Annotated in this window: 17 protein-coding genes; 8 read left to right on the top strand and 9 right to left on the bottom strand. The window is 61.0% G+C overall.

Annotated elements, in window-relative coordinates; all coding sequences use genetic code 11:
• Window positions 1-2: 2 nt before the first annotated feature.
• The 6 genes from tssG to tssB all read right to left on the bottom strand — a co-directional run bounded on the left by tssG (window position 3) and on the right by tssB (window position 5968).
• Window positions 3-1034 (bottom strand): type VI secretion system baseplate subunit TssG, encoded by a 1032-nt coding sequence (gene tssG, locus BZL43_RS26490; protein ID WP_095635011.1) that lies wholly within the window; start codon window positions 1032-1034, stop codon window positions 3-5.
• Complete coding sequence (tssF, locus tag BZL43_RS26495; RefSeq protein ID WP_095635012.1) at window positions 998-2791, bottom strand: type VI secretion system baseplate subunit TssF; 1794 nt, start codon at window positions 2789-2791, stop codon at window positions 998-1000. The genes tssG and tssF overlap by 37 nt, the downstream gene beginning before the upstream one ends.
• The gene (gene tssE / locus BZL43_RS26500) at window positions 2775-3218 is read right to left on the bottom strand and encodes a type VI secretion system baseplate subunit TssE (protein WP_095635013.1); all 444 of its coding nucleotides are present in this window, start codon (window positions 3216-3218) and stop codon (window positions 2775-2777) included. Before tssE ends, tssF begins: the two co-directional genes overlap by 17 nt.
• Window positions 3219-3233: 15 nt before the next feature.
• Window positions 3234-3731: an Hcp family type VI secretion system effector gene (locus tag BZL43_RS26505; protein ID WP_007906301.1), complete on the bottom strand. Its 498-nt coding sequence runs from the start codon at window positions 3729-3731 to the stop codon at window positions 3234-3236.
• 172 nt (window positions 3732-3903) lie between these two features.
• A complete protein-coding gene (tssC, locus tag BZL43_RS26510) occupies window positions 3904-5391 on the bottom strand; it encodes a type VI secretion system contractile sheath large subunit (RefSeq protein ID WP_095635014.1) in 1488 nt (495 codons plus the stop codon).
• Window positions 5392-5419: 28 nt separating this feature from the next.
• Window positions 5420-5968, bottom strand: coding sequence for a type VI secretion system contractile sheath small subunit (gene tssB / locus BZL43_RS26515; protein WP_095635015.1), 549 nt, complete (start codon window positions 5966-5968; stop codon window positions 5420-5422).
• 228 nt (window positions 5969-6196) lie between these two features.
• On the opposite strand from tssB, the gene BZL43_RS26520 reads away from it, so the two are divergent.
• The 5 genes from BZL43_RS26520 to tssA all read left to right on the top strand — a co-directional run bounded on the left by BZL43_RS26520 (window position 6197) and on the right by tssA (window position 13901).
• Window positions 6197-6646, top strand: coding sequence for a type VI secretion protein (locus tag BZL43_RS26520; protein ID WP_095635016.1), 450 nt, complete (start codon window positions 6197-6199; stop codon window positions 6644-6646).
• A 219-nt stretch (window positions 6647-6865) separates the two neighbouring features.
• A complete protein-coding gene (gene tssK, locus BZL43_RS26525; protein ID WP_095635017.1) occupies window positions 6866-8197 on the top strand; it encodes a type VI secretion system baseplate subunit TssK in 1332 nt (443 codons plus the stop codon).
• 18 nt (window positions 8198-8215) lie between these two features.
• Window positions 8216-8983: a DotU family type IV/VI secretion system protein gene (locus BZL43_RS26530; protein ID WP_095635018.1), complete on the top strand. Its 768-nt coding sequence runs from the start codon at window positions 8216-8218 to the stop codon at window positions 8981-8983.
• Window positions 8980-12816, top strand: a complete 3837-nt coding sequence (locus BZL43_RS26535; RefSeq protein WP_095635019.1) for a type VI secretion protein IcmF/TssM N-terminal domain-containing protein — start codon at window positions 8980-8982, stop codon at window positions 12814-12816. The genes BZL43_RS26530 and BZL43_RS26535 overlap by 4 nt, the downstream gene beginning before the upstream one ends.
• Window positions 12813-13901: a type VI secretion system protein TssA gene (gene tssA / locus BZL43_RS26540; RefSeq protein ID WP_095635020.1), complete on the top strand. Its 1089-nt coding sequence runs from the start codon at window positions 12813-12815 to the stop codon at window positions 13899-13901. The genes BZL43_RS26535 and tssA overlap by 4 nt, the downstream gene beginning before the upstream one ends.
• A 7-nt stretch (window positions 13902-13908) precedes the next feature.
• Here the strand turns inward: tssA and BZL43_RS26545 are convergent, their stop codons facing one another.
• Window positions 13909-14880 carry a 2-hydroxyacid dehydrogenase gene (locus BZL43_RS26545; protein WP_095635021.1) on the bottom strand — a complete coding sequence of 324 codons (972 nt, stop codon included), beginning with the start codon at window positions 14878-14880 and terminating at the stop codon, window positions 13909-13911.
• 418 nt (window positions 14881-15298) lie between these two features.
• Between BZL43_RS26545 and BZL43_RS26550 the strand changes: the two genes are divergently transcribed.
• Window positions 15299-16579: a serine/threonine transporter gene (locus tag BZL43_RS26550; RefSeq protein ID WP_095635022.1), complete on the top strand. Its 1281-nt coding sequence runs from the start codon at window positions 15299-15301 to the stop codon at window positions 16577-16579.
• A 122-nt stretch (window positions 16580-16701) separates the two neighbouring features.
• Here BZL43_RS26550 and acnB read toward each other — a convergent pair whose 3' ends face one another.
• Complete coding sequence (acnB, locus tag BZL43_RS26555) at window positions 16702-19302, bottom strand: bifunctional aconitate hydratase 2/2-methylisocitrate dehydratase (protein WP_095635023.1); 2601 nt, start codon at window positions 19300-19302, stop codon at window positions 16702-16704.
• Window positions 19303-19813: 511 nt separating this feature from the next.
• On the opposite strand from acnB, the gene BZL43_RS26560 reads away from it, so the two are divergent.
• On the top strand, window positions 19814-20284 hold the full coding sequence (locus BZL43_RS26560; protein ID WP_095635024.1) for a DUF1289 domain-containing protein: 471 nt from the start codon (window positions 19814-19816) through the stop codon (window positions 20282-20284).
• A gap of 93 nt (window positions 20285-20377) precedes the next feature.
• Here the strand turns inward: BZL43_RS26560 and BZL43_RS26565 are convergent, their stop codons facing one another.
• Window positions 20378-21241, bottom strand: a complete 864-nt coding sequence (locus BZL43_RS26565) for a universal stress protein (protein ID WP_095635025.1) — start codon at window positions 21239-21241, stop codon at window positions 20378-20380.
• Between the two features lie 160 nt (window positions 21242-21401).
• On the opposite strand from BZL43_RS26565, the gene BZL43_RS26570 reads away from it, so the two are divergent.
• Complete coding sequence (locus BZL43_RS26570; protein WP_095635026.1) at window positions 21402-22010, top strand: tRNA-(ms[2]io[6]A)-hydroxylase; 609 nt, start codon at window positions 21402-21404, stop codon at window positions 22008-22010.
• The last annotated feature ends 36 nt before the right edge of the window (window positions 22011-22046 follow it).

A 22046-nucleotide genomic window follows, 5' to 3' on the forward strand; every position in this document is an offset into this window, starting at 1 on the left:
GTTCAGGTGATCTCCAGCTGACGAAGGCGGGTTTCGATCTGTTGCACGGCGAGGCTGGCCTGGCGTTGCAGGCCACCGTTCCAGCTGAGCAAGGGCGGGGCCTGGTGCCCGAGTTTCATCGGGCTGGCACCGCGCACCAACAGCACCAGGGTGCAGTCCAGATCGGGGCCGAAATACAGCGCGCTGAGGCTGGCCAGTGCCGGATGGGATTCGCCATCGGGCAGAAACCGCGCCGCCTGCGCCGAGGTCAGCGGGCCGAGGGTCAGGCGGATGCCGGCGTGTTCATCCCAGACCCGGGTGCCGGCCACGGCGCTGCGGCCCAGTTGCAGGTTGCGGCCTCCCGGTTGCAGGCGGCTGCGACTGGCAGGCGGGATTTCCCGCCAGGCACCTTCATAGGCGCTGAGTGCGACCGGCAGTTCGAAGTGCTCGCGCACGATGGCGGCGAAGCCGGCGAGGGAGCGACGACCGTCGGCAAACAGCGCGCTGCACGCCAGTACGGCGGAATCGGGAACGGCCTGCCGTTCCTGCAAGGCTTTGGGCAACAACCCGGTCAGCGCCCGCAGTTGCGCCAGCACCGGGGACGCGCCGGGGGCCGTGAAGCCAATGGCAATCCGGTGTTTGCGCATCACCTTGTACAGCAGACTGAGCAAGCGATGCTGGAACAGATCGAGGAACTCGGCCGGTGCATGGTCCTTGGCGCGGGCCCGTTGTTGCAGCCATTCCTGATAGGCGTAGGGCAGGGGACCGTCGGGTCCGCCAAGACCAAACACCGGTGTGCTGAGCATCGGTGGCTGGCCGGGTTCCTGGGTCAGGCTTTCGATTTGGCTGGCGGAAAAAAGCGCCGTCAACGGCCCGCGCAGGCGCAGGGCTTCCGCTTGAGGCGCGGTGCCGCTGCCCAGGGATTCGGCTTGCGGGTGTTCGCGTTCCAGCAGCAGCAATGCCTGCAACAATTCGAACGCCTGCGGCTCGCGCCGCAGCTTCTGACTCAGGCTCGGACTCAGAGGCTCAGTGGCATGCCGGCTTGGGGTTGCCATGTCTTGACCTCCTTGTCTGACTGGACCAAAACCGTGCGCACAAAGCGATTGGCCGTGGCATAGAGTGAAAAGAACTGCGCCAGCACCGCTGAAAACAACACGGCGCTGCTGCCGACGAAATGCTGCGGATCGAGTCGCAACTGAACTTCCAGCCCATTGCGCCAGCCGCGCCAGGCATCTTCGCCGACATGGGCGATCACCCGTTCACAGCCAAGGCCGAGCAAGCCTTCGATTTGCCGCAGAGCGCTGGCCTCATCGCGCAGGTTGTGCAACTGGAGGATTTCCTTGAGGGCATCCAGCGCCTGCGGCCCCTCGACCAATGACAAATGATTGAGGGTCAGTTGCGACACCAGCCGCCAGCGGGATTCGCCATCCAGCCGCGGCAAACTCTGTGGGCTGGGCGGATTACGCAGACGAGCCCACGCCACGGGACCGGGTCGTTCGAAGCCCAGTGGCGTTCCGGCCGGAAGGCTCTGGGCCAGGTGTCGGTTGGTGCACAGCAGTTCGGCGGTCAGGCTGTATTCGGTGGCCTCGGACACTGGGTCGAGCCGGGTGTCCACCAGGCTCACCATCAGGTCGGTGCCCAGACGATTCGCAGTCATGCCGCTGACCCGTCGTGCGTGCCAGTAGCATTGCTTTTCACCGCCGATATGCTGGCTGCCGTAATAAGCGGGAACGCGCAACACACCTTGACTGGAACTGGCACGCATCGCCCGGATACTGTGGATCTCGACGCTGTTTTCCCGATGACTGTCGGCCACTAGGCGGTACTCGCTGCGGGTGCCGTCCGGGCGCAGGGGCTCCGAGGTTCGTGGAAACAGATTGATCACCGGCGTACAGCCCAAGGCGAAATCGCTGGCCTGAAGGTGCAGGCGGTTGGCCGGGGCGCGGTCGAAGACGATGTACAGGTAAAGCGTCTGGCTGTCGCTGCTGGCGCCGGCCAAGGGGATATCGAAGAAACTGAATTTGTCCGCAAAGGCGAAATATTCGGCGAGCAGGCGCATGCCCGGATGCACGCCGTCTTCGTCCGGCAACAGCATTTCGTCGTTGGCAAAACCGACGATGCCTGGCAGCCCCGCCAACACTTTCGGCACGCTGCCGATGGGGCCGGCCAGCACCTTCACAGCGTGGGCGCCGAGCAGGTCATACAGGCAGGCGTTGATCACCGGGGAGGCGGCAAGATGCACGCGCAGCTGTTGGATCGCCAACGTTGACCATTGGCTTTCACCCAGGCAACGCAGGCTCAGGCGCAGGGCCGAGCGCGCTTGCGCCACACCGGTCAGGGCCTGGGCTTCATCGCTGCCCAGCAACAGCGCTTCATTGATTTCCAGCGGCCACAAGCGAACCGCGGCGCTGGTGCGAAAATGGATGCTTTCACCTTTGCTTGTGGTGACGAACAGCGGCGTGTCCCTGGGCAACGGGTAACCGCTGGCGAGGTTGCCTTTGCTCGGGTCCGGCTCGAACTGCACGATCGCGCAGGAGGGCAACGGCCGCATGGCCAATGGGTAAAGCTGTTCGAGCAAGGCATCGCTGAATTCGGCGTAATCGTCATCGAGCCGCCGTTGCAGGCGCGCCGCGAGCAAGGCGAAACCTTCGAGCAGGCGTTCGACATGCGGGTCGGGGCATTCCCCCGGGGACAGTTCCAGGCGTCTGGCGACCTTGGGGTAACGCTCGGCGAAAAGGCTCCCGGCGTGCCGCAGCCAAGTCAGTTCGCGCTGATAGTAATCGAGCAGTTGCGGGTCAATCGAGTCGCTCATGACGCACCTCAAGGCCATCGCCGGCCTTCTCGATGACAAATGCCACGGGCCAATGCTGCTGGCCACTGCGCAACTCGCCCAGTAGCCGAATGCTCAGTTGCTGCGGATGGCCGGGGACCGGATTGACCTGAACCTCGCCCAGTTGCAGGCGCGGTTCGAAGTGGGTGATGGCCTCGCGCACTTCCCGCGCCAACTGACGACGGTCATCGCTGCGCTGCTGTTGCAAGGCGGTCCAGTCAGCGATGCCGTAGTCGAGAATGCTCGGCGGGGAGGTCAGTGGACGTTGGCCGCGTCGGGTGTTGAACAGGCGCAGCAATTCCGTGTGCACCGACTCGAGCAGCCCCTGGCGATCGAACACCTGCACGGTGTCGACCTCGCTTGAAGCGAGGCGCTCGAACAACGGTGGGAGCATGCCGGTGCCTGCCATGGCCGACGCGTCCGCTTACTTGACGAGCTTGTTGGCGGCCATGTCCCAGGTCGAGGCGGCCGTGCCTTCCTTGGTGCCGTCGTCTTTCTGGGCAGTGAGCTCCCACTTGATCTTGGTGAAATTCAGCGACAGGGTTTCCACCGGTTTGCCACCGGTACCGCCACTGACGCTGACGTTGGACAGCACGACGTTGGTCAGGGTGTAGATGATGAATGGCATCAGCTGACCGCTGCCTTCGGCGGCGTTGCGACCAATGGTGATTTTGGCTTCCGGGATCGGTTTGCCGGCGCAGCAATATTCGTTGAGAGAGGGCGTCGAGCTGTCGACGAATTTGGTCAGGGTGAACTCGCCGATGTGCGGCTTGCCGGAGGTCCGTTCCGAGTTGCTGACGTCGTTGGTCACCTGCATCGCCACGTTGTGGCTGTAGGACATGACCTCGATCTTGTCCTTGTAACCCTCGAGCAGGCTATCGCCTTTGATGTCGCCGCCGAGGTCGAGAATGATTGCATCCATCGCATGAGACTCCTGAAAGTTAATAGTAGGCCAATGCCCTGTAGGAGCTGCCGCAGGCTGCGATCTTTTGATCTTGATCTTTCGCTCACGACTCAATTGTCCGGGGAAAGATCGCAGCCTCGTTGCACTCGGCAGCTCCTACATGGTGTTCGGCATTACATGGGGCTAGCGGTCAGGCGGCGACCGGTGGCGGCAGTGTCGCGACCAGGCGGATCGATGCGGTCAGTTCTTCGAGCTGGAAGTGCGGCCGCAGGAATACCGTGGCTTTATAGGCACCCGGTTTGCCGGCGACTTCGGTCACATCCACCCGGGCTTCACGCAACGGGTACTGCGCCTTGATCTCTTGCGGCGCGTTGTCGTTGATCAGCACGTAGTCGGCGATCCAGTTGTTGAGGTAGGTCTGCACGTTATCGCGGGTCATGAAGCTGCCGACCTTGTCGCGCATGATCACCTTCAGGTAGTGGGCGAAACGCGAGGCCGCGAGCACGTATGGCAACATCGCCGAGATCCGCGCGTTGGCGTTCGCCTCGTTGGTGTTGTAGAGCTTGGACTTGTTGGTGGTCTGGCCGCCGAAGAACACTGCCACGTCGCTGTTTTTCTTGTGGCACAGAGCGATAAAACCGAGGTCGTTGAGTTCTTTCTCGCGACGGTCGGTGATCGCCACTTCGGTCGGGCATTTGAGCGACAGATCGCCAGAGGTGGTGCGGAAGGTATGGGCCGGCAGGCCTTCCACCGCGCCACCGCCTTCGGCACCGCGAATCGCCGCGCACCAGCCATACTTGGCGAAAGCTTCGGTGATTCGCTGCGACAAGGCCCACGCGGCGTTGCCCCACAGGTATTTGCTGTGGTCGCTGCCATTGACGTCTTCGACGTAGTTGATGCCTTCCACCGGCGACGTGTCAGGGCCATAAGGCAGACGCAGCAGGAAGTGCGGCAGCACCAGCGACACATAACGCGAGTCTTCGCTTTCGCGGAACGAGCGCCACTTGATCAGCTCCTGGCTCTCGAAGACTTTCGACAGGTCACGGGGCACGGCCAGTTCGGTGAAGCTGTTCATGTCGAACAGCCGAGGGCTGGCGGCGGCAATGAACGGCGCGTGAGCGGCCGCGGCGACGTTCGAGAGTTTCTCCAGCAGGCCGATGTCTTGCGGGTGCCGGCCGAAGGTGTAGTCACCCACCAGCAGGCTGAACGGGTGGCCGCCGAAGGTGCCGTATTCCTCTTCGTAGATCTTCTTGAACAGTGCGCTCTGGTCGAACTCGACGGCTTTTTCCAGATCGTTCTGCAGCTCTTTCTGGGTCACGTTGAGCAACCGCAGTTTCAGCCGGGAACTGGTTTCGGTGTTCTGCACCAGCAAGTGCAGGCCGCGCCAGGAGGCTTCGAGTTTTTGCAGGTCCGGGTGGTGCAACACTTCGTTGAGTTGAGCACTGATCAGTTCGTCAATCTGGCTGATGCGGTCGTTGATCATCGCCACGGTGTCCTTGTCGATGGCCATGCCTTCGTCGAGTACCTGGGTGGCGAATTCCGCGAGCATGTCGCGGGCGTAATCCTGTTGGCTGTCGTCATGGGCCATGCGGCCTTTGGCGATGATTTCATCGAGCAGAGACAAGGTCTGGGCGGTACTGTCGCTGGCTTGGCTCTGGGCGGCGGATGAGGCGGGCATGGCAGATTCTCCCTAAGTGGATGAACGATCAGGCTTGCGGTTCGGCCGGTACTTCTGCATCGCCAGCGGGGGCGGGGGGAGCGGCTTCCGGGCGGGCCGACTTGATCTCTTGCAGGCCCTCGGTGTTGGCAATGACGTCGCGCAACAGCTTGTCCAGATCATCGTTGCCATCGAGCTTGGTCAGCAGATCGCGCAGACGCTGACGGGCTTCAAACAGACGCCGCAGCGGCGTGACCTGCTCAACCACCTTGACCGGATCGAAGTCGTCGATGTGTTTGAAGTTGAGCTCGATGTTGAGTTTGCTGTCGTCGCCGCTGAGGGTATTGGTGACCTGCAAGGTGGCGCGCGGGCCGATCGAGGCGAGCACTTCGTTGAAGTTGTCGCGGTCGATTTCGGTGAAGCGCCGTTCATTCAGTTTCGGGAGTGGCTCCAGAGGCTTGCCGGAGAGGTCGGCAAGAATGCCGACCACCAATGGCAATTCTTTCTTCTCGATGGCATTGCCGATTTCGACGTCGTAGGTGATTTGCACGCGGGGCGGGCGGACCCTGTCGAGCTTGTGCTGAGTACTTTCTGCCATGGTGGCTGACTCCGATGCATGAGGCGGGCGCAATGCATCGGGAGGCCCGTTTCATCGCATTCCCTTACTGGACCGTAGGTTAGAAAGGGAGGGCAGAGGACCTGTCATTCCTTTGACGAACCTTCCACATTCGTCGTGCTGACCGAACTATCCAAGACGCTAGAACAGGTCTATAAAAAAGCAAACAAAAAGCATTTTTGGACCGTATCCAGAAAAGGAAAATTCATTTTGTACACGCGTTTTTTTTCTGTGGTGCTGCTCCTGTCACTCGCCGGGTGTTCGTTGTTCGGGCCTCGTGTCGACCTCGATAACCTGACGCTGGACGTCGCGCCCCGCGCCAACGATGACACGCCGATCGCGGTGGATTTCATTGCGGTGAATGACGCGGATCTGCTCAAGCAATTGTCGGGCATTACCGCCCGCCAGTGGTTCGCCGAACGCGAGCAGTTTCAGCGCGACTATCGGCAGCTGATGACGGTCTGGGGACTGGAGCTGGTGCCCGGCCAATTCATCGACAAACAACCCTTCCCGCTGGAGGGCAAGCGGGCGGCTGGACTTTTAGTCTTCGCCAGCTATAACACTCCCGGAGCACACCGGTTAAGGCTGGACGATCAGAGCAACGCCTGGCTCAAGTTCGACAGTCGCGAGATGACGCTGGTCAGCGACCCTCCGAACTGAACACAGGATTGTGGCGAGGGGGCTCTGTGGCGAGGGGGCTTGCCCCCGTTTGAGTGCGTAGCACTCACAAGATTGTTGGTGCATCAGCGATTTTGGGGCCGCTTCGCAGCCCAACGGGGGCAAGCCCCCTCGCCACACAGCTCGCTCCCACAGGGGTTGTGGTGTTCAAGTCAGGCCGCCCATTTTTGTGCGGCAATAAGTGATGTCGAAGGGAGTCGTATGAGTCTGCTACCTGACGCGGTTTGCTGGCATGAGGGCATGCAGTTATTGCCCCAGCATTTTCAGTTGCAAGGGCTGCGGGCCGAGGCGCTGGTGGCGCATTTTGCCCAGGCCTGTAATCCATGGTTCTGGGGCGTGACTCGCGTCGAGTTCGATCCTTCGGCACTGAGCGCCGGACTGGTACGACTGATCAATTTACAGGCGACCTTGCCGGACGGTTTGCCGATCAATCTGCAGGCCGGTGTGGGGCCGATGCTGGAGCTTGACGTCAGCGAGGCGATCGACGCCACGGACAACGCCACCGTCACCGTTTACCTGGCGATCAGTCCACTGTGGCGCGCCGGGCAGTTGCTGCCGCTCAAGGGCCGATTGCAATCGGTGGTCGGCGATGCGTTGCCGGATCTCACGAGCGGCGAGTACCCCGAATCGATCACGGTCTGGCGTCCGAACCCTCGCTTGTGCACGCAACTGAACAAGGCGGATTCCATTTGTCTGCCACTGCTGAGAATTCGCAAGGAGGGCGGCGGCTTTCTTCAATTGCCTTACACCCCGCCGACCCCGTGCCTGTTGCCCGAGTCGGCACTGGGGCGGCGTGTGGCCGGGCTGTGTGCCCGGGCGCGGGAGAAATGCATGTTCCTCGCCGGTCGTTTGCGCCAGGCGCAGCAGGCCGGCAATCAAGACGATGCGCTGGAAATTCGCCGCCAGTTGACGGCGCTCTGGGCGCGGCTGCCGGAAGTCGAAGGCCTGCTGAACAGTCGAGTGGCGACGCCTCAGGCACTGTATGGCTTGCTGCTCGGGCTGGCCGGCGCCTGGTCGGCACTTGATCCATTGGCCGGTGTTCCGGCGTTCGCTCCACTGGATTTTCTGGAGTTGCAGCGCGGCTATGAAGCGGTACTCGACTGGCTTGAAAAAACCCTCGAACTGATCCGCGCCGGATACCGCAGCCTGGCGTTCGAATGCAATGAACAAACGTTCTCGATTCAACTGCCCGACGATCAGCCGAGCCAACGGCTGGTCATCGGTTTGCGCATGCCCAACGGTGCCAGCGAGCAAGCCGCGAGCGAATGGCTGCGCGGGGCGATCATTGCCTCGCAGCCGCACATCGCGTTGCTCAGTCGCCAGCGCATGAGCGGTTTGCCCCATCAGGTCATGAGTCGCAACGAGCAAGTGGCTTACAGCGTCGGCGACGATACGCGGCTGTTCGTGGTGACGGCCGAAGGCCCATGGTTCGACGGGCAGTTGCCGTTGCTGATTGCCGCCCCGGCTTCCAGGCTGGCCAGCAGTCCATGGCAAGTGGTGTTGTTTGTCGCCCAGGCGAGTGAAAGTGCTTGATCAAGGAAGGAACGTCCTATGTCTGAGGGCAATGTCGGGTCGGGTACACGAGGCCTCCATGAAGCGCCGCTGAGCAGTGCTTTTCGCCAGGCCTGGCAGCAATGGTCCCAGGACTGGAACCAGTTGCCCAAGGACAGCGAGGACGAAGCGCTGGTGGAGGCGGTGGTCGAACTCTCCACGCAAATCTCCCAGCGACTGTGGCGAACCGCATTCGCCAAAGTCGGTGACGCCGCCACCGAGCAGGTCAAGGCGCTGGTCTATGCCTTTGTCGCGCTGGTCGATGAAACCTTGCTGTTTACGCCCTGGCCCGGCCAGTCGGCCTGGCAGGAAAAACCCCTGGAGTCGAGGTTGTACGCCAGCCGTCAGGCCGGTGAGCGGATACCGTTGGCGATCAAGGAACTGCTGGACGAGCAAATCCCCACTACCCGCGATCTGGCCAACGTCTATTTGCAGTGTCTGGTGCTGGGGTTTGAGGGGCGTCTGCGCGGCGAACCGAATCAGGCCCAGCATGAAAAATGGCGTCTGGCGCTGTTTACTTTCGCTTGGCAGCACGAGGCGGATTATGCCGACGTCAGTGCCCGACTCGAACAACCTTCGGCCGCGCCGCCGCTGCAAATGCCAGTGCGCCTTTCGTTGCCCGACGGTTTTCGCCTGGGCCTGGGGATTGTCGCGATGGTCCTGCTACTGACCGGGTTGGGGCAGTTGTTCTGGCGTGACATTCGTCTGGAGCTCGAACCGGTGTTGCAACTGACCGATTCGGTGTCCGCCTCGGAGCAAGACTCATGAGCACGCTGGGGATTATCGGCCTCGTGATCGCCGTTCTGTTGCTGCTGGCGATTGTCGGGGTGGCGGTCTGGTGGTTGCGCACGCAAAGCGGGGCGGCGATTCGCAGTTTTTACCTGGCGGTGCGGCACATGGAGCAGGAGCAGGGCGCCCAGGACCGCTACCAGATTCCATGGCTGCTGATGCTCGGCAACGAAACCCAGGGCACGCAGTTGTGTACTCAGTGGCGCTTGCAGCCCACCGACAAACCGGCCTGGTTCGGCCGCTGGTGGTCGGACCCTGAAGGGGCGGTGTTGGTGGTGCCACAGGCGCTGTTTTTGCCCGATGAAGGCATGCACCTGCAACGCGGCGGCTGGTGGCGGTTGCTGGGATTAATCCTGCGCTTGCGCAGCCAACGTCCGCTGGACGGAGTGATCTGGACGGTGCCGGTCAGTCGGCTAGGCAACGTCGAGCATGCCACGACACTGGGGTTGGCGGCGCGTCGACGCTTCATCGATCTGTTGCAACGGTTCGGGCTGAGCCTGCCGGTGTACGTGGTGATTACTGGCATGGAAGAGTTGCCGGGGTTTCAGGAGTTGATCACCGCGCTGCCGGTCGAGGCCCGCGAACGCACGCTGGGCTGGTCGTCGACCCACGGACCCGATGCAGTCTGGCAAGCGCAATGGAGCGATCAGGCGCTGGATCAAATGATTCGGGCCCTGGCGGAATCGATCATCGAAATCGGCGCTTTGTCCGGGCAACTGAGCACTGAGCTGTATGGCTTGCCGGAACGTTTCGAAGCCTTGCGGCGCCACCTGCAATCTTTGTTGGAGCCGGTTTTCCAGGGCAATGCGCAAGGTGAGGCGCCGCGCTTTCGCGGTATTTATTTCACGGCCAATCAGCCCTCGGAAGACAGCACCGACGGCTTTTCGGCCTATGACACCGGGTTGCAGCAGAGTGCTTTCGCCCGGCAATTGTGGCAGCGGCGAGTGGTCGCCGAGCGCGGTCTGGCCCAGGTGGTGCCGCGTTTGTTACGCCTGCGTCAACGCTGGCAACGAGTGACTGGCGGGGTGGCGCTGGTGGTCGCGGTGTTGTGGGGCGTGGGCATGCTGTGGGTCTGGCAGGATTCGGTCAAGGAGGCTCAGGAACTCTCGCGCTTGCTGCAAGGGGCGCAGAAAAACTACGCAGCGGTCACCGATGAATCTCATCGGCTGGAGTCGACCCGGCGCAACGTCCAGGGTTTCTGGCGGGTGCTGGAAAAGGCACCGGGCTGGAGCTTCACCTCCGTGGTATTTCCGACGTCCTGGTTCTCTTCGCTGGATGCCCAGGTGGCGAGCGAGTTGCGCCTGACCGCCCAGCGCCATTGGTTGCTGCCGTTGCACGACCTGTTGAACGCGGAGCTGGCGCAACTCAAGACCCTGCGCAACACCGAACGACGGGGCAACGTCGAAAGCGAAGACCCGGCTCAATGGCAAAACTACGTCAAGGCCAAGGATCTGGTGGAGCGCGCGCTGAATCTGGAACAGCAGAACCAGTGGTTCAGTCAGGCGCTGAATAACCACAAGGCACCCCTTGAAGACCTGGTGTTATTGAGCAACAACGCATTGTCGCTGAACCTCAATGTCGGCACGTTGCACCGCGCCGGTTTTTACAACCGGGCATTGTTCGATGCTGATGGCAGCGACTTGCGCCCGCTGGATCTGACCGTCGAGCGCCCGCTGATCGAGGACAATTTTCTCGGGTTGATGGAGCGCTGGCTGGATCAGTATTTCCTGGCCGACAATTTCGTGCGTCAGGCCGGTTATCTCAAGCTGCATCTGGAACGTCTGGAAGCCGGCAGTGGCAATTCCCTCACCGAGCTCGAAGATTTGCGGGCATTGATCGATGACCTGCAAACGGTCATCGGCTTGACCAATTCGGCGTGGGGACGGGGCAAGGGTCAGGACCTGGTGCCTGGCTATCGCGAGTTGCTGGACAACGTGCGCAAAAGCGCCTTGCTTGGGCCGCAACCGGAACAGCAGTTGGACATGCAGGCGGCCAAGCTGCAACAGAGTTTTCGCGATCAGTGGATTGTCCAGGCCGGCTCCCGGGACAATTTATTGATTCAGCAAGGCAGCGGGCAACTGGTCTTGCAGGAGCATGTGGTGCAACTCAACAACGCGGTGCAGGCGCTGTTCAAGCGTGACTTTGTGGCCATCGCCTTACAGGCGGATCGCTCCGAAGCCCCGAATGGGCAAGGGCAGGGCGTTGATGGCGACGACCTCGACAGTGCGTTGAACTATTTCGCCAGTTACAAGAGTTACGCCGCCGAAGAGTTGCCACGCATTCCCCCGGCGTATCGCGCGGCCTTGTTGCAAGCGGCCGAAGGCGCAGTGGTCAAGGCCATGTTGTCGAGCCTGCGCGAGCACAATGCTCAGGTCCATGGCGGAGTTTTCAATGTGCAGGCCTCCCAGGCGATTGCTTTGCAAAAAGCCTTTATCGAGGTGCGTCGCAGTGACCTGGCCACGCGTTTTCAAACGGCCTTGAACCGCCGCGCCCTGGCAGAAATCGCCAGCGGCCTCGACGAAATCGTCGCCCAGCCGCTGTTCAGCGGTCGCGCCGAAATCAGCCAGTGGGACGGCTCGAAAAACCTCGGCCTGCAACTGTATGGCGCCCACGATGTGCAGGATTTGAAACTGAGCCTCAAGCAGCAATTCAACACCATGCTCGGCATCACCGAGCGCCGCACCTCGGCACTGGAATGGCTCAAAGTCCAGCAACAGAACCTCTCGGCGCTGGATTATGAGCGCGTCACGCAGTTCAATGCGCTCAACGACGAACTGTTCAAGTACAAGGAGCAGAACCCCGCCAGTTCGCCGGCGCAGATCGAGCAATTGGTCAGCCGCGACTTCATCGAAATGGACGCCACGTCCTGCGGCCAGATCCTGCAAACCGCCAACCTGACTGCCGGGCGCGGAACACTGGCGTTGCGGGCGGTGGATCTGCAACAAACCGCCATGCAACGCTGCCAGTTCCTGCAACAACAACAGGCAGCGGCGGCGTGGAACGACCTGGCCAATTATTTCAATCAGTACCTGGCGGAGCGCTTTCCGTTTGCCAATGGCTTTCAAGCCGCCGACGCTGATCCGGCCAGGGTTCAGCATCTACTGGAACTGATCGACAAGCGTTTGCCGGTGGCACAGGCCGGATTGCTGCTGAGCCAGACCCCGGAACGCCTGGCCGCCGAAGACTTCCTCAATCGTCTGAAGCAAGCCAGCACCTGGTTGGGGCCGATGTTTATACGCGACAAGAGCGGTGTGCTGGGGCTGGAGGTTGACGTGCGCTGGCGCACCGATAGAGAGGAGGAGCGCGGTGCCGACCAGGTGATCGCCTGGAGCTTGAATGCCGGCAATCAACAGCTCAGCTATCCCGGTGAGCCGCAGCCGAACCTGCGCTGGATGGTCGGCCAACCGATCCGGCTGACCTTGCGTTGGGCCCGAAATGGCTACCAGCGCCCGGCCAGCGATCCGTTGCAGCCGAGCCTGGTGGTGCGGGATCTGGAAGCGGGTTGGGAATACAGCGGTCCGTGGTCGTTACTGCGCTTGATGCGCTCGCACGTGTCGGTGCAGCGCCAGCCAAACATGGACTACACGGATTTTCCGTTGACCTTGCGCCTGCCCGTGACGACGCAGTCCAGCACTACCACCGCCGAGCAAACCCTGATGTTCGTGCGGCTGTCGTTGATGACCCAGGGCTCGAAATTGCCGCTGTCCATTCAGCCCTTGCCAACCCGCGCCCCACGCTCACCGTTCATGGTGACGCGATCGACCGCAGGCATTGCAGCCCATGACATCGAATCCCAAAAGGAGGGCCTGTGAATCAACCTTCAACGCCGTTGCCGGAACTGATCAGCCAACTGCTCGAGCCGATCAGCGAGCAGGCGCCCTGTGGCCAGGATTTGCGTTACGAGCCTGAGTTCGACCGCTTGCGCGAACTGCGCCGTGAAGACGACACCAGTTTGCCCACGGGGGTGTGGCAGTCGTCGATCAAGCGTGCCCAATGGCCGGAACTGGAAAAACTGACCACCAGCCTGTTGCTCGAACGCAGCAAGGATTTGATGCTCAGCGCCTGGCTGGGTGAGGCCTGGCTGCATCAGGACGGGCTCGAAGGTTTGCCGGGTAGCCTGGCGCTGGTGGCCGGGTTATGCGAACGCTATCCCGAGCACTTGCATCCCCAGGCGGAGGATGGCGATCAGTCATGGCGGGTGATTCCGCTCGAATGGCTGGCCCGACGCTACGCTGAAGTATTGCTGACCCGCGTGCCGTTGTTCGCGCCGCGCAACAGTGAATTCGATAATTTCTGTCTGGATGGCTGGCGCCGGTTGCAACTGCAACAAGTACAAGCCAGCGACACTAAAACGGCCAAGACCTCGGCGGAGAACGCGCGCAACGAACAGAAAAAACTCACCGAACAGATTCGCGCCACCCCATTGGCATTCTGGTTGCGCAGCCAGGGCACGCTGCTGCTCAGCCAGCAGCACCTGCAACGTCTGGAGGTATGGAGCGACGCTTATCTCGGCGATCAGGCCCCGGGCTTCAAGGCGTTGCAGGATGTGATCGAAGCATTGTCGACGCTGGTTCAGGAGTTCATCGCCATGCACCCACGAAAGCCGACCCCGGCGCCTGTCGAAATTCCAGCGGTCGCGGCATCGAGCCCGGCCGACGTGCCGCCCGTCATTGCGGCACCTCAGGTGTTCAGCGAACCGGCGAATCGTGAAGAGGCGTACCGGCAACTACTATTGATCGCCGAATACCTGGCGCGCACCGAACCCCACAGCCCGGTGCCCTATTTGATCAAACGGGGCGTGGAGTGGGGCAACAAGCCCCTGAGTGAGCTGCTTGGCGAACTGATCAGCGCCGATGCCGAATCCCGGCGACTCTGGACGCTATTGGGCGTCCTTTAGGCATCCTTTATTGAATGTTCCGGGCAGCTGTTGACGGCGGCGGCAAAGCAATGGGGGTCAGGACCGGTTGCCCGGCAAAAAACGCCGTCAGGTTTTTGCCGACCAGTTCCACGGTGCCTTGGGTGGCCTCCGGCGACAACCCGGCGACATGGGGGGTCAGAACCACGTTGGCCAGCCCCTTGAGGGCGTCCGGCACGTGGGGTTCGTTATCGAAGACATCCAGCGCGGCGCCAGCGATCCGTCGTTGTTCCAGCGCACTGATCAGGTCAGCCGTAACGATCACGCTGGCCCGGGCGATGTTGACGATAAATCCGTTAGGCCCTAAAGCGTCGAGTACCTGCCTGTTGATCAAGTGCTGAGTACCGAGCCCGCCAGGCGCGGCAACGATCAGAAAATCCGAATGGCGTGCCAGTTCGGTCGGCGTCGAGCAAAAGCTGTAGGGCACGTCGCTGCGATGCTGGCGATTGTGGTAACTCACTCGCATATCGAAGCCGTTGGCGGCACGTTTGGCGATAGCGAGGCCGACGGCACCGAGGCCGAGGATGCCCAGGCGTTTGCCGGCCAGGGAAGGACGCATGATTTTCGGCCACTCGCCCCGACGAACGGCAGCATCGGCCCGAGGAATATCGCGCACCAGGGCCAGCAGTAACGCCATGGCGTGGTCGGCGACGGAAGAGGCATTGACGCCGGCCCCGTTGGTGACAGTGATGCCCCGGTCGGCAGCGGCTTGCAGGTCGACGTGTTCGTAACCGGCACCGATTACACAGATAATTTTGAGATTGGGCAGGGCGGCCATTTCGTCGGCACGCAGGCCCAATGGACCGCGCGTCAGCACTGCATCGATCTGGCTGCCCTGGCGGGCAATGGCAGCGGCGCGCTCGGCCGGGGTCGGGGCCAGGATCAAATGAAACCCCTGATGTTCGAGGATCGGCAGGTATTCGTTGATGGTTTCAACCAGTACCAGAACAGTTGCGGTCATGCTGGGCTCCTGTGGGCAGCGGAATGTCGGGGGGTGAACGTCGCTTCAGGTTGTCTGACTCCAAAGCAATGGCCAGGGAGGCTCCCGGTGTCCGGAGCTGGCGAAGCCTGCGATCCTTCTAATGACAACACTAGATCATTTGCGCGATTCGTAGGAGCGAGGCTTGCCCGCGAAGAACGATTACCCGGTATTCCTGATGGACCGCGGCGACGGGTTCGCGGGCAAGCCTCGCTCCTGCGGGAGCGCGCGTGTTGCGCCAGCTGCATCTGATCTGCATAACCATTGCTCAGCTAAGTCTTTGCTTCTGTTGCTTAATCCCGGACAATCGCGCCCCTGTTTCGGTCAGGGCGCTGCCTGTCGGGTTTTCCGACTCGTCCTGGCCGGGTGGCAAGTGACCGGAAAGCGGAGATCCGACCGGATGAATGATCAGGCCAATAGCGTCGACGAACGCTATGTAACGGCGACACCAGCGAGCCTAGAAAGCTGGAATCGCCACGACACCACCTGGATGCTGGGCCTGTTTGGCACGGCAATCGGGGCGGGTACCCTGTTTTTGCCGATCAATGCGGGGCTGGGCGGCTTCTGGCCGCTGCTGATCCTCGCGGTACTGGCATTTCCTATGACGTTTTATGCCCACCGTGGCCTGACCCGCTTTGTGTTGTCTGGCCGTGAAGGCGCTGACATCACCGAAGTGGTGGAAGAACACTTCGGCATCAAGGCCGGCGCGTTGATCACCTTGCTGTATTTCTTCGCGATCTTCCCGATCCTGCTGATTTACAGCGTAGCCCTGACCAACACCGTGGGCAGTTTCCTCGAACATCAACTGCACATCATGCCGCCACCGCGCGCCGTGTTGTCGTTCGTATTGATTCTCGGCCTGTTGGCAGTGGTGCGTTGCGGGGAGCAGGTGATCGTCAAGGCCATGAGCCTGATGGTCTATCCGTTCATCGTTGCGCTGCTGTTTTTGGCGGTGTTCCTGATTCCGCACTGGAATGGCGGCATCCTCAGCACTGCCTCCACGCTGCCTGAGCCGTCGGCGCTGCTGCACACCCTATGGCTGGCGATTCCGGTGATGGTGTTCTCGTTCAACCATTCGCCGATCATTTCGGCGTTCGCGGTGGACCAGAAGCGTCGCTACGGCGCGCATGCCGAGGAACGCAGCTCGCAGATCCTGTCCCGCGCCCACCTCTTGATGGTGGTGATGGTGCTGTTTTTCGTCTTCAGCTGTGTGCTGACCCTGTCGCCGGCGCAACTGGCGGATGCCAAGGCGCAGAACCTGTCGATCCTGTCGTACCTGGCCAACCACTTCAGCAACCCGACCATCGCGTTCGCGGCGCCGTTGATTGCCTTCGTGGCCATCTCCAAGTCGTTCCTGGGCCATTACATTGGCGCCAGCGAAGGCTTGAAGGGCCTGATCGTCAAGAGCGGCAAACGCCCGGCACCGAAGACCCTGGACCGCATGACTGCGGCGTTCATGCTGGTAGTGTGCTGGATCGTTGCGACCCTGAACCCGAGCATTCTCGGCATGATCGAAACCCTCGGTGGGCCAATTATCGCGGCGATCCTGTTCCTGATGCCGATGTACGCCGTGCGCAAGGTTCCGGCGATGGCACGTTTTCGTGGTCAAGCCTCTAACGTCTTTGTGACGGCAGTGGGCCTGGTGGCGATTTCGGCGTTGATCTACTCCCTGACTGCCTGACCACCACTCTGATCGTTCCCACGCCGAGCGTGGGAACGATCATCTATAACGCGGTCTTCCTGAAGGCATAAAAAAACGCCGCTCATCTCACGATGGGCGGCGTTTTTTATTGCGTTGCAGCGTTAGGCTTGAACGACCGGGATGTTGGCGTTCGCAGCAGCTTCACGGAACTCGGCGATCTGGTCGAAGGACAGGTAGCGGTAAACGTCGGCCGCCATGCTGTCGATCTTGCCAGCGTATTCCATGTACTCCTCGACGGTCGGCAGGCGACCCAGGATGGACGCAACGGACGCCAGCTCGGCCGAAGCCAGGTAGACGTTCGCGCCGTCACCCAGACGGTTCGGGAAGTTACGGGTCGATGTCGACACAACAGTCGAGTTCGGCTCTACACGTGCCTGGTTACCCATGCACAGCGAGCAGCCCGGCATTTCCATGCGTGCGCCGGCCTTGCCGTAGATGCCGTAGTAGCCTTCTTCGGTCAGCTGGTGAGCGTCCATTTTGGTCGGTGGCGACAGCCACAGACGGGTTGGCAGCTGACCCTTGACCTGATCCAGCAGCTTACCGGCCGCGCGGAAGTGACCGATGTTGGTCATGCACGAACCGATGAACACTTCGTCGATCTTCTCGCCAGCAACGCTGGAGAGCAGGCGGGCGTCGTCCGGGTCGTTCGGCGCGCAGAGCACAGGCTCCTTGACGTCGGCCAGGTCGATCTCGATGACTTCGGCGTATTCGGCGTCCTTGTCCGCTTCCAGCAGCTCAGGGTTGGCCAGCCAGGCTTCCATCGCTTGAGCGCGACGCTCCAGGGTACGCGCATCGCCGTAGCCTTCGCCGATCATCCAGCGCAGCAGGGTGATGTTCGACTTCAGGTACTCAGCGATCGATTCCTTGGACAGCTTGATGGTGCAACCGGCAGCCGAACGTTCGGCCGAGGCGTCGGACAGTTCGAATGCTTGCTCGACGGTCAGGGTTTCCAGACCTTCGATCTCCAGGATGCGGCCGGAGAAGGCGTTCTTCTTGCCCTTCTTCTCGACAGTCAGCAGACCTTTCTGGATGGCGTAGTAAGGGATGGCATGAACCAGGTCACGCAGGGTGACGCCCGGTTGCAGTTTGCCCTTGAAGCGCACCAGGATCGACTCAGGCATGTCCAGCGGCATGACGCCGGTGGCCGCTGCGAACGCGACCAGGCCGGAACCGGCCGGGAACGAGATGCCGATCGGGAAACGGGTGTGGGAGTCACCACCGGTACCCACGGTGTCCGGCAGCAGCATGCGGTTCAGCCACGAGTGGATGATGCCGTCGCCCGGACGCAGGGAAACGCCGCCGCGGGTCATGATGAAGTCAGGCAGGGTGTGGTGGGTGGTCACGTCGATCGGCTTTGGATAAGCCGCGGTGTGGCAGAAGGACTGCATCACCAGGTCGGTCGAGAAGCCCAGGCACGCCAGGTCTTTCAGTTCGTCACGGGTCATTGGACCGGTGGTGTCCTGGGAACCTACGGTGGTCATCTTCGGTTCGCAGTAGGTGCCCGGACGGATACCGGTCACGCCGCAAGCCTTGCCGACCATTTTCTGCGCCAGGGTGTAGCCCTTGGTGCTTTCAGCCGGTGCTTCAGGCTTCTTGAACAGGTTCGAAGGTGGCAGGCCCAGCTCGGCGCGAGCCTTTTCGGTCAGGCCACGGCCGATGATCAGCGGAATACGGCCGCCGGCGCGAACTTCGTCCAACAGGACCGGCGTCTTCATTTCGAAGGTGGTCAGGACTTCGTCGGTGCCGTGCTTGCAGACTTTGCCAGCATGCGGGTACAGGTCGATCACGTCGCCCATGTGCATGTTGGAAACGTCGAATTCGATTGGCAGTGCGCCGGCATCTTCCATGGTGTTGTAGAAGATTGGAGCGATTTTGCTGCCGAAGCAGAAACCACCGGCACGCTTGTTCGGCACGTAAGGAACGTCGTCGCCGAAGAACCACAATACGGAGTTGGTCGCCGATTTACGCGAAGAACCGGTACCCACCACGTCGCCGACGTAGGCGATCGGGAAGCCGGCATTGCGCATTTCTTCGATCTGCTTCATCGGGCCGGTAACGCCTTGTGCGTCAGGCACGATGCCGTCGCGAGCCATTTTCAGCATGGCCAGGGCGTGCAGCGGGATGTCCGGGCGGGACCAGGCATCTGGAGCAGGGGACAGGTCGTCGGTGTTGGTTTCGCCGGTGACCTTGAACACGCGCAGGCTGATCTTGTCGGCCAGGGTCGGACGCTTAACGAACCACTCGCCGTCAGCCCAGGATTGCAGGACGCCTTGAGCGTGGACGTTACCGTTCTTGGCTTTTTCCGCGACGTCGTGGAAAGCATCGAACATCAGCAGGGTGTGCTTGAGTTCTTCGGCCGCGACGGCGGCCAGTTCGGCGTCGTCCAGCAGGTTGACCAGGGTCACGATGTTGTAGCCGCCCTGCATGGTGCCGAGCAGTTCAACCGCGCGCTTCTTGTCGATCAGAGGGGATTTGGCTTCGCCCTTGGCGATGGCAGACAGGAAGCCGGCCTTGACATAGGCAGCTTCGTCCACGCCAGGCGGAACGCGATTGGTGATCAGGTCAACGAGGAAGGCTTCTTCGCCAGCCGGGGGATTTTTCAGCAGCTCGACCAGGCCTGCAGTTTGTTCGGCGTTAAGCGGCTGGGGAACGATACCCAGTGCTGCACGCTCTTCGATATGTTTGCGGTAGGCTTCAAGCACAGTTATTACCCTCATCAGTGGTCCCAAATGGGTGTCCGGGACGCTCATCCCGAAATTGCCGTACTCATGCGCTGCGTGGCGTTGTGGGCCGCTTAGCCAGAATTACCGACAATTCCTTACAGAAGCTGCTTTCAAAGTTTTACGCCTGCAGAACGGGGAGCTGATGAGGGTTGGCGTCAGGTTTTTCACCGCTGAAAAACCCTTCGCCAACACCGCTCTGAAGGAACGACTGTGCTCGTGACGCTTTGAAAACAGCTTCTAACGGACATTGGCGCCTTAAAAGGCTGGCTGATTCTACGGCAAAAAAAAATTAAAGGTAAGTCAGGGTTCTATTGAACTTTGGTGGCGAGCCGAGTTGCCGGGCCAACGTGTGCGAGGCAAGGCGCGGGCATCCGTCGCGGTCCTCACCAACGTCCAGTAGACCCTGGGGCCCTGAATTTTGAGGGGTGATGAATGTTGGACAAAGGGCTAACATGCCGATCTGTTCTGCTTTCCCGTGTTTTGCCTACCTATGCCCAATCAGACCATCAAGACCCCCTGCATCGGCCTCTGCTCCACTGTTTACGGTGATCTGGTGTGCCGTGGCTGCAAGCGATTCCACCATGAAGTGATTCACTGGAATGGTTACAACGAGGAAGAAAAACGCGCGGTGTGGCTGCGTCTTGAGCAACTGTTGTCGCAGGTGATGGCCAGCAAGGTAGAAATTTTCGATCCCGCGTTGCTGCGTTTGCAGCTGGAGCAGCGCAAGATCCGCTTTGTGCCCCATCAGTCGGAATATTGCTGGGCTTATCAGCTGATCGCCCGGGGCGCGCGGGTCATCAACAATCTGGAAGCCTACGGGATGGTGCTGCTGCCGGAGTTCCGCGACTGGAACCTGCCGGAATTGCGCGATGCCATTGATCGGGAATTTTTTCTGCTGTCCGAGGCGCATTACCAGCGCTACATTGCGCCTGGTTTCCTCAAAGACGCTTTCGGCGCCTAAAAGCATCGCGGGCAAGCCCGCTCCCACAGGTTCTTCATCGACCTTGTGGGAGCGGGCTTGCCCGCGATGGCGATCTACTTGACACCACAAATCTCAATGCTGGGTCACGATCTCTTCCAGATGATCCATGATCGTATCCGGCTTGAGCACCAGCACATCGCTCTCCAGCGCATCCAGCACCACTTCCGCCGTATTGCCGATCAACGCCCCGGACAACCCGGTCCGCGCCACGGTGCCGATCACTGTCACCGATGCCCCCAGTTTATGGGCCGTGTACGGAATCAACACATCCGCCGGGCCTTCCTCGATATGCAGGTGTGCATCATCGATATCGAACTCGGCCTGGAACGCCTTGCATTGCTCACGGTAACGGGCCTCGATGGTTTCCTTGAGCTGGAACGTCGGGTCGGCCGCCGACAGCATCGGCGAGGGGTGAGCGCTGATCACGTGTAAATGGGCCTTGGCCAGGCTGGCGATGTCGTAGCCATGATCAATGATGCTGGCGTGCAAGGTGCGATGTTCGCCGTCAATGTTGCCGACATCGATGGCCGCCAGGATCACGCCGCCGGTCCAGGGTTTGGCGGTTTTCACCAGCAGCACGGGAGTAGGGCAGCGGCGCAACAGTTTCCAGTCCGCCGGGGTCAGCAGGGCTTTTTTCAGCGGGCTGTCCGGGAAATGCTGCTTGATCACCAGCCCGCAGCCTTCGGCTTGCTGCACATCGACGATGGTTTCATGCAGGCTTTCGTTCCAGGCCTGTTCGGTGGTGACGCTGTAGCCGTCCGCTATCAGCGCAGCCTTGAGCACGCCAAGCATGCCAGCGTGATCATGCTTTTTATCGCAAATCAGCAGGTGCAGATGGGCCTGGGTCACACCCGCGATCAGCTTGGCCCGTTTAAGCGCCAGACTTTCCGAGTGTTCGGGTTCGATGACCACCAGGATGCTGCGAATGGCTTGCATGAGCGGATCTCCATGAAGAAAAAAAGCACGGCGTTGGACAACTATAGTTGCTGGCCGGCATTCAGCGACTTGATGCATATCAACGGTTGGCGTCTGGTGGTCTGTCGGCAGGCCGGTATAATCGGCGCCTTTCGTTCTGTACCTTTTATCCGTGAGCCCCATGATCCTTCCCGAAATTCACGAGTTCCTCGGCTGCCGCACGCCGGATGGCTGGATCCAGGCCGCGCTGGCCGATCAGGAAACCTTGCTGATCGACCACAAAAACTGCGAATTCAAGGCGGCCAGCACGGCATTGAGCCTGATCGCCAAATATCACTCCCACGTCGATCTGATCAACCTGATGTCGCGTCTGGCCCGGGAAGAGCTGGTGCACCACGAACAGGTCATGCGCCTGATGAAAAAGCGCAAGATCGAGCTGCGTCAGCTGTCCGCCGGGCGTTACGCCTCGGGGCTGCGCAAAGTGGTACGCAGCCACGAACCGGTGAAGCTGGTGGACACGCTGGTGGTCGGCGCCTTCATTGAAGCCCGTAGTTGCGAGCGTTTCGAGGCGCTGGTGCCGCATCTGGATGACGAACTGGGCAAGTTCTATTTCGGCCTGCTGAAAAGCGAGGCCCGGCATTTCCAGGGTTACCTGAAACTGGCCTATCAGTACGGTGACGCTAAGGATATTGCCCAGGTGATCGACAAGGTTCGTGAGGCCGAGCAGGCGCTGATCGAGTCGCCGGATGTGGAGTTTCGCTTTCACAGTGGCGTGCCAGTCGCGGCATGAGATCAAAAGATCGCAGCCTGCGGCAGCTCCCGCAGA

This window comes from Pseudomonas sp. PICF141, assembly GCF_002286815.1.
Lineage (GTDB): Bacteria > Pseudomonadota > Gammaproteobacteria > Pseudomonadales > Pseudomonadaceae > Aquipseudomonas.

Bases quoted from the DNA above. Each gene is read 5' to 3' on its own strand.
- BZL43_RS26530 (WP_095635018.1), top strand. From the start codon at position 8,216: ATGTCTGAGGGCAATGTCGGGTCGGGTACACGAGGCCTCCATGAAGCG.
- BZL43_RS26535 (WP_095635019.1), top strand. From the start codon at position 8,980: ATGAGCACGCTGGGGATTATCGGCCTCGTGATCGCCGTTCTGTTGCTG.
- tssB (WP_095635015.1), bottom strand. From the start codon at position 5,968: ATGGCAGAAAGTACTCAGCACAAGCTCGACAGGGTCCGCCCGCCCCGC.
- tssG (WP_095635011.1), bottom strand. From the start codon at position 1,034: ATGGCAACCCCAAGCCGGCATGCCACTGAGCCTCTGAGTCCGAGCCTG.
- BZL43_RS26565 (WP_095635025.1), bottom strand. From the start codon at position 21,241: ATGCAAGCCATTCGCAGCATCCTGGTGGTCATCGAACCCGAACACTCG.
- tssE (WP_095635013.1), bottom strand. From the start codon at position 3,218: ATGGCAGGCACCGGCATGCTCCCACCGTTGTTCGAGCGCCTCGCTTCA.
- BZL43_RS26570 (WP_095635026.1), top strand. From the start codon at position 21,402: ATGATCCTTCCCGAAATTCACGAGTTCCTCGGCTGCCGCACGCCGGAT.
- tssF (WP_095635012.1), bottom strand. From the start codon at position 2,791: ATGAGCGACTCGATTGACCCGCAACTGCTCGATTACTATCAGCGCGAA.
- tssK (WP_095635017.1), top strand. From the start codon at position 6,866: ATGAGTCTGCTACCTGACGCGGTTTGCTGGCATGAGGGCATGCAGTTA.
- BZL43_RS26545 (WP_095635021.1), bottom strand. From the start codon at position 14,880: ATGACCGCAACTGTTCTGGTACTGGTTGAAACCATCAACGAATACCTG.
- BZL43_RS26560 (WP_095635024.1), top strand. From the start codon at position 19,814: ATGCCCAATCAGACCATCAAGACCCCCTGCATCGGCCTCTGCTCCACT.
- tssC (WP_095635014.1), bottom strand. From the start codon at position 5,391: ATGCCCGCCTCATCCGCCGCCCAGAGCCAAGCCAGCGACAGTACCGCC.
- BZL43_RS26550 (WP_095635022.1), top strand. From the start codon at position 15,299: ATGAATGATCAGGCCAATAGCGTCGACGAACGCTATGTAACGGCGACA.
- BZL43_RS26505 (WP_007906301.1), bottom strand. From the start codon at position 3,731: ATGGATGCAATCATTCTCGACCTCGGCGGCGACATCAAAGGCGATAGC.